This window comes from Leucobacter sp. M11 (assembly GCF_035726885.1).
GTDB lineage: Bacteria > Actinomycetota > Actinomycetes > Actinomycetales > Microbacteriaceae > JAPFRB01.
The window spans coordinates 116857-124286 of sequence record NZ_JAPFRB010000001.1; the positions used below are offsets into that span (position 1 = coordinate 116857).

Genomic DNA, 7430 nt, shown 5'->3' on the forward strand with positions numbered 1-7430 from the left:
GGGCTCCGAACGCTTAGCCCCAGCGCGGGTCGTTCGGGTCGGGTGAATCGGTGCCGTCGCTGTCGGTCATGACGCGAGCGGCACCCACCCAGGCGGCGAGCTCGCCGCCGTGGAGGACGTTCGGGGCCGGCAGGCCGAGCACGGCGGGGTTGGCCACGATGTCGAGCGGCGCATCGCTCGCGAAGACGAGGACGTTGCCGAGGGGCCCGTCCGGGTCGAGCGGATCCGCGTCGAGCACGACCGCGACGTGAGCGAGGACGGTCGCCAGGGTCGCCGCCTGGCGACGCGCGTAGGCAAAGGGGTGGCCGTCGAGCACGTTCACGACGACGACCCCGTCAGCGGCGGAACGCGCAGCGACGCGAGCGAAAAACTCGCGGCTGGCGACGCGGCGATGGATGACGGCGGCGTCCCAGAGATCCACGATCGTGAACGGGGCGTCAACCCACTCAGCGGCGACGGCGGTGCGCACGGCGGGAGGGTGCGCGCCGTCCCGCGGACCCGCCGGCGTCGCGACTGCCGTGGCAGGATCCGGAACTGGCCGCGGGGATGCCGCGGGCAGGGCCGCGTCGGCGACCTCGCGAGCGTCACCGAAAATCACGCGCACGTCGCTCCCCTGCGGCAATGGGAGCGCCGCAAGCATCTCGGCGTACAGCTCCGGTTCGAACTCGACCACGAGCTGGGGCGAGCCCGCGCGGCTCGCCTCGACGTAGCGGGCCAGCGTGAGCGCTCCGGCCCCGAGGTGCACGGTGAAGAGGTGAGCTCCGGCCGGGGCCGAAACATCGATCGCCCTGGCGATATGCCGCGTGTACGGGTACGCGAGCGCAGTGGGATCCGCCGGGGAGACGATGGACTGGGCGATCCCGTCGACGCTCAGCTCGACGCGGCCAGATTTCAGCCTGGACGTCGTGAGGGTGACCGCTCGACCCGTGAGCGTGGCGGACAGTGTTCGACGTTTCCTCAGCACTCACCCAGTCTAGATCCGGCTCGGGCCCGCCGAGCGCGCGTGCCCGGGAGGCTCACCGCCCCGTCTCGGTTGCGGCGAGCTGGCACGGATGCGGCGTGCCCACGGTTCGGGCGGCCCCTGGCCGAGTGCTTCGTCGTCTGGGAGCAGGATCGGCCCGCCCCGGGGCAGAGCCGCGATCGCCGTTGGCGCGGAACGCTCGTGTCCGTGGGGACCGATAGGCTGAGCCGGACGTTGCCGGGAGTCCGCAGGAACGCCCACAAAGGATGGTTCCTTGCGGAGAGGCACGATCGGCCTTTCCAGCAGGTCGACGCCAGGCCTCACGCGCGATGAGAAGGAGAGCTTCATGACCACGCTGTATGTGGATGACATGGACGGCGAGGGCACCTCGCCGATCACGAGCCACCCCCGGTTTGTTGCCGTCGCCCCCGACTGGTTCTACGAAGAGATGTACGACTTTGCGCCGTTCGGCAGCGACGACGGGAGCGACGCCCTCCGCGGGCTGGAGGACTGGCTGACGGAGCGCGGCGCAGCTGCCGACCCTGGCGGCTTTCTCACGCAGACACTCGCCGAGTCCGGATTCGAGATCCCGGTCGGCCTCAGCGATGCCCCGGAGCAAGACCAGTTGGCGTGGGCTCGTGCCGATGCCATGAACGAGCAGGCGCTCATGTTCGAGGCGTGCACCCGGGTCGCCGCGGCGCTCGGGCAGGTGAAGATCACCGGCACCCTGTCGCCCACGGTTCTGGCCGAGGGACGACGCGGGCTCCGCGTGTGGCGGGCGCTCACCGCCGACACGACGCTGCACCCCAACTGGCGCCATCGTGACGAGGCGCTCGGGCGCTTGGTCGATATCGGCCGAGCACTTGACGCCTTCGAGCAGGAAACGTCGCAGCTCCCGAAGGCCTAGCCCGGAGGACTGCGGGTCACTGCACTCGGGCGGCCCGGCAGCGCCTCACCCGGTCGATCCCTGCTGACCGCTGAGGATGCTGGTGACAGCCGACACCGTTTTTCGCTGCTGCTCGGCAGGCCGAGCGCGCGTTCAGCCCGGGTGTACGTAAGCGGTCACGGGCAGATCCACGTGCATTCTTCGGCGTGCCCAGCGTTCCGGGTACTCAGTATCCCGGTTGCTGAGTATCCCGGTTGTTCAGTATCCCGGTTCCTCAGTGGCACGATTGCGGCGAGCCCATGCCCACCAGAGCGGGTGCCGCGGCGAACGGCCTCGGCTTGGAAATCACCCACGCGGTCCCGACCGGCATCGCCCCGATGCGGTCGCAGAGTCAGCCCTGGCCATCACGGTGCGTTTCGGCGACGCCTGCCGCGTTCCCTCGGCCAGCGCGACAACGCTTGGCAGGTCGACGACCTGCCGGTCCCGGGTGAGGGCGTTCCGCACACTCCCCGACGAGCGAGCAGCGGGTCCAGGCGCAGGTTTCGTCATTCCCTCCCGGTGCGCGGTGACGCCGCCACGGAGTCTGCCGCCCCCTCAGCGATGCACGCGGTCGCTCCAGCCGACGATGTCGGGGCTCGCAGCGGCCACGATAAACTGCAGGCGATACATTTCTGAGGGGGACCGTTCCCTGCGGCCGCCGATAACGTGAGAGGAATACACCGTGTCAACATCACGATCACGGCGGACCTGGCCCGCGCTGGCGGCCAGCGCAGCGGTTGCCGCTTCCCTGGTTTTGAGCGGGTGCGCATCAGCTCCGAGCGCCCCTGCCGATACGGGCGCTTCGGACGCGCCCGCCGAGTCCCCCACTACGTCCCCCGCAGAGTCCCCCACCGCGGATGACCGTCACAACCCGAAGGCCCAGCAGGAGTTCTTCGACAACGTGATCCTCGCGATCCCGATGGTCGCAAGCCTTGACCCCTCATCGACCTGGACCTCCGTCGAGCTCCAGGCGTGGGACGATGCTGAGCCGGCGGTCCGAGAGACCGTGGTGGGCATGGGGCTCGATGCGTGCACCCGGGCGGACGAGGCCGGCGACGCAGCGGCGCTCGAGGATCCCGCGATGACCTGGCTCGCCGCCCGGTTCCTCTGCGGAACACACCGCGACGCCGCGGACGAGTTCCTCTCGAACGGCGCGAACATTTCCCCCACGCACACGATGGCGGATCTGTTCGAATTGGCGGTCGTCAAGGAGGACGCCACGGCGACCGAGATCCTCGACGCCAACAACGTCTGCCTGGGCGCGCTCGCGCTCGCGTGGGAAGTCCGTGAGGGCTTCACTCCGGACGCAACGTGCTGGCTCATCCGCGTCCAGTCGGTCGAAGAAACCGCGGGCGACGCGGAGTACCTCTCCCTCTTCAAGAACGCGAGCGAGACCGAGAACGCGGCCACCGATGCCCGATTCAGCGAGCTCGCGAAGGCCTCCGGCGCGACGCCCAACCCCCTGTCCGAGCTGTTCGAGGGCATTTCCTAGCATCCCCTGAGCGGGAGGCACAGCGGTCATCAGACGTCGCGAGCGGAACGGGCCCCGCTCGCGACGTCTGATCGCTCCGGGATACCTCTCTGGAAAGATCAGTGTCGTTACCGTGCAGAGGCGCTGCACACCGCGGTGACGTCGCGCGGCGCACACGTCGCGCCTCGCCTCTGCACTGAGGAGTGCCGAGCAATCTGGCACCACAACACCTTCACCTGAGAGTCTTGAACGGTCCAGAGGCCGCGCACAAGCGACGCCACTCACCGCTGCGTCCCTCACGATGCGCGTCGACTTTCGCAAGCCATGCCTCACGATCCAGGCTTGCCCGCGACGGAGGTGGGCGTCCGATGTGCCTCACGAACGCGCGCCCGCTGAGCCGCCCACGGCCGGAGCTCGCGTCCTGGCTCCCGTGCTAGTTTGCAATCGATGCTGGAACCCCAGCGGAGGTGGACGATGCTGCAACCCTTGGTCGTGTTGGTGACCGGTGACCGCGATGAGGAGCTGCTTCGCGCGGCCGACACGCTGCGGGTCGCTTTGCCCAACGTCACGGTGCGGGCGCAGGTTCACGCGGGTCAGTCACTCCGGGAAGCATCAGCGAACTCGCATCTCGTGGTCGACATCGCTGAGCAGGAGCGTCCAGCTCAGAACCGTGATCTGGTCGACGCTACCGTATGCTCTCCCTTCGATCTCGAGCGGTTCATCCGTCGCGTGCGCGACGTCGACCGTCGGCGAAGCTGTCATGAGCTTCCGCCGGACCTTCCCCCGTCGATCACGCCGTGGTCTCCAAGCTGGGGGTATGCCGCTCAACGCCTCGGGGCACGCGTGGCGCATGCGCTGACGAGATGTGGACTGACCCCGTGCGTTGATCACATCGGCTCGACCGCTGTGCCCGGGCTTCCTGCGAAGGAGATCATCGATCTGCAGGTGTCCCTCGCTCGTCTCGACGATTTCGATGAGGCAGACCTGGCCTTGCGGTCGGCGGGATTCGTCAACGTGCAGCGCATCGTTCCGGACGCGCCCGGGGTGCGCAGCGACAACCCCCGCGGCAGATGCGCCGATCGTGATCAGTGGGAGAAGCGTCTCTACGCCGGGGTGGACGACACGCAGCGAACCATCGTGCATGTTCGACGCGTCGGCGCCGCCAACTGGCGGTACGCGCTCCTCTTCCGAGACTGGCTTCGATCCAACGATGATCGACGGGACGCCTACGCCCGGGTCAAGGAAGACCTCGCGACGGAGCACCGGCACGACACCAACTTCGATGCGTACGCCAGAGCGAAGGACTCCTGGTTTGACTCCGCCTACAACGAGGCTGAGGCATGGGCACAAACCACAGGGTGGGATCCAGACTCTGTCGGGTCCGAGAGGTGACACAAACACGATTCGCGGATCTCACTGTCGTCATCGGTGCCGGAAACGCAGACATCGGCACGGCCTGCGTGGCGGTGGCACTTTGCGGCGGAGCGGGCCTCGCTCACGACTCCTGACCGTCGCGGGGCACCTCTCTCGAACGATCGATGTCGTCAATGTGCAGCGTTTGCATACCGCGCTGACGGAGCGCAGCGCTCACGTCGCTCTCACCACGGTGCTTGTTGGCGACAGGCAGGGCCGTCTGTCACATCCACACGCAACAGCCCCCTCGCGCTTTGCTGGCCAGCAGCGTGGTTTGCGCACGGGGGCAGTGACTGGCGAACCTTCTGAACGGTGAGCCTGGCCCGGAGCGGGATCAGCCTGCGGTGAGGATGACTTTCGCGCCGGGGTCGGCGTTCTCGGCAGCGGTCATGGCGTCGGAGTAGGCCGCGAGCGGGAACAGGCGAGGTTCCGGGGGTGCGAGGGTGCCTGCGGCGACCGAGCGGAGTGCATCATCCAAGGCTTGACGGTAGGCGGCGCGGCGAACCGGCACGCTCATCGGAATTGAGCAGACTCGCTCCGCGGGTCGCGCGTAGCGACGAAGATTCGCGGCGAGGAAACCGCGGGCCGTCGTCATGCGTTGGTGACCTGGCGATCCGCCAAAGGCAATACGAACGATGCGCCCGCCAGGGACCACCACGCGGCGCACGGCTCGGCTTCCGGTCTGGTCGATCGCCCCGGCGACGCCGCCGCCTGTCGCGGCGATCAGACGCTCTGTCCAGGCGGGATCTCGGTAGTCAAGAACGTGTGCGCCGAGGCTCTCGGAGTGGGCGCGTGAGCGAGAGGAGGTCGTGCCGTGCACCGTGTGCCCTCGCCTCGCCGCAAGTTGCACTGCCCAGGAGCTGACCGCTCCACCAGCACCCTGGACAAGGATGCTGTCTGCGCGTTCGAGGGCGAGGGCATCGAGAGCGAACGAGGCTGTGACCGCATCCAGGGGGATGGTCGCTGCTGTCGCGGAGTCGAGGTCTTCGGGCACGGGGACCAGCAGCGCTGGCGCAGCGGAGATCATCGTGGCATGGGCACCCATGCGGGGCAGGATGCCCGCGACTCGCTGGCCAACGAGCAGCCCGGTCGCGTCGGCCCTCGGCAGATGCTCGACGACGCCGATGAAGTCGTAGCCGGGCACGAATCCCGGGAACGGCTGCATGAGGTAGTCCCCGCGCATCGCTATCGCATCGGTCACTCCGACCGAGGCGTGACTGACGCGCACCACAGCCCGTCGCGCACAGAACCGTCGCCGGGTCGAGCCGGGCGGAGTGGTGCCGAACTGCTCGACACGCATCGCGCGGGCGGCACCCACCGACGGAGTTAGATAACATGTCACGTACTTCACTCTACAAGAAACAAGATGACATGTCACACGATTCTGGTGAGGACGCGGTCCTCGCGTTCTCCTTCGAGGTCAAGATCCTGGTCACCGACCTCAACGCCGCGCTCGCCGCGCGCTTCAAGCCACTCGGACTCACCGGCGTGCAAGCGGAGGCGATCATCGCTCTCGACGCACTGGGGTCGGCCACGTTGAAGGAACTCTCAGCGCACCTGGTGGCCGAGTCGGGGCATCCGAGCCGTCTCGTCTCGCGACTGGTCGATGACGGCCTCATCACTCGCACGACCTCAGCCGCCGATGGTCGCGCCGTCGTGCTCGAACTGACCCGCCATGGCCAAGTCCTGGCCGCTCAGGCCCGCGAGGCCCGGCAACCCCTCCTCACAGAGTTCGCCCTGAAATATGGGAGTCGCCTCGCAGATGCGACCACGCTCCTGCGTGAACTGCGCACCGCGCTCGGAGAGCGCTGATCCGTTGCCTTGACTCAGTCGAAACGCGCCGGCTACGTTCGAGCGCGGCTGGCACCACCCGGCGCGCTTCCCGTCGGCATCGGCGGAGTGGCACGCACCTTTGCTGGCATTGTCCTGGCCTCGGTTCTCCGTCCTCGCAACGGATTGATGCCCCGGCCGACTTCGGATGTTGCCCCTGCTCACAGCGGTCGCTGTCCGGCTTTCCCCGCGTCTTCGCGAGGCACGCCCCCGCCCCGTGTTGGGTGAGCCCGCTTCGAGAGTGCAGACGAAAGGACCGTTGCGAGCCAGGCCGGCATGAGTGAATCGAGGGGCACGATTCGTTCGGAGCGAACGCGCAGCGTTCACAAGAATCGTGCTCATCTCCGGAGACCAGAAAAGCCCCGCCGAAGCGAGGCTTTTCTTGATGGTGGATCTGAGGAGATTCGAACTCCTGACCCCCTGCATGCCATGCAGGTGCGCTACCAACTGCGCCACAGACCCGTGTTGTTCTTGCGGCTTCCCGCTGGAACTCCTCTAGTGTAGCCGCGAATCCCGGGCTCGTTCAAACCGAGACGTTCGACGGCGCGTCGCCCGGGATTCTGGGGCTGCGCCTACCCCTGGCTCGATTCCTCGTCCGTCGCGAGGCGGCGCGAATCGGGCGTGACGGCCCACACCGCGGCGGCAACGAGGAGGATTCCGGCGGTCACGCCGAAGCCCCAGGGGAACCCGAAAGCGTCCACGAGCATGCCCGCGAGCACGGGCCCGAGGACCGCGCCGAGGTCCGTCATCATCTGATAGCTCGCGACGACCTGGCCGCTGCGCCCGCGCCGCCCCACCACATCGGCGAGCACCGCCTGCTGCCCCGGGTT

The 7430-nt window shown here is 67.9% G+C and carries 7 protein-coding genes and 1 tRNA gene; 4 read left to right on the forward strand and 4 right to left on the reverse strand.

Annotated features, from left to right (window positions below):
* Window positions 1-13 precede the first annotated feature (13 nt).
* Window positions 14-964 carry a spermidine synthase gene (locus tag OOT08_RS00570; protein WP_325090651.1) on the reverse strand — a complete coding sequence of 317 codons (951 nt, stop codon included), beginning with the start codon at window positions 962-964 and terminating at the stop codon, window positions 14-16.
* Between the two features lie 343 nt (window positions 965-1307).
* Between OOT08_RS00570 and OOT08_RS00575 the strand changes: the two genes are divergently transcribed.
* From OOT08_RS00575 to OOT08_RS00585, 3 genes are all read left to right on the forward strand, one after another.
* Entirely contained in the window at window positions 1308-1868 is a 561-nt protein-coding gene (locus tag OOT08_RS00575) for a hypothetical protein (RefSeq protein WP_325090652.1), read from the forward strand.
* Window positions 1869-2568: 700 nt separating this feature from the next.
* On the forward strand, window positions 2569-3378 hold the full coding sequence (locus tag OOT08_RS00580; protein WP_325090653.1) for a hypothetical protein: 810 nt from the start codon (window positions 2569-2571) through the stop codon (window positions 3376-3378).
* Between the two features lie 426 nt (window positions 3379-3804).
* Window positions 3805-4749 carry a GrpB family protein gene (locus tag OOT08_RS00585; protein WP_325090654.1) on the forward strand — a complete coding sequence of 315 codons (945 nt, stop codon included), beginning with the start codon at window positions 3805-3807 and terminating at the stop codon, window positions 4747-4749.
* A gap of 355 nt (window positions 4750-5104) precedes the next feature.
* Here the strand turns inward: OOT08_RS00585 and OOT08_RS00590 are convergent, their stop codons facing one another.
* Entirely contained in the window at window positions 5105-6001 is an 897-nt protein-coding gene (locus OOT08_RS00590; protein ID WP_325090655.1) for a quinone oxidoreductase family protein, read from the reverse strand.
* Window positions 6002-6105: 104 nt separating this feature from the next.
* Between OOT08_RS00590 and OOT08_RS00595 the strand changes: the two genes are divergently transcribed.
* Window positions 6106-6582: a MarR family winged helix-turn-helix transcriptional regulator gene (locus OOT08_RS00595; RefSeq protein ID WP_325090656.1), complete on the forward strand. Its 477-nt coding sequence runs from the start codon at window positions 6106-6108 to the stop codon at window positions 6580-6582.
* A 404-nt stretch (window positions 6583-6986) separates the two neighbouring features.
* Here the strand turns inward: OOT08_RS00595 and OOT08_RS00600 are convergent.
* Window positions 6987-7062, reverse strand: a tRNA-Ala gene (locus OOT08_RS00600).
* A 110-nt stretch (window positions 7063-7172) separates the two neighbouring features.
* On the reverse strand, window positions 7173-7430 hold a 258-nt coding region (locus OOT08_RS00605), incomplete at its 5' end, for an MFS transporter (RefSeq protein ID WP_325090657.1).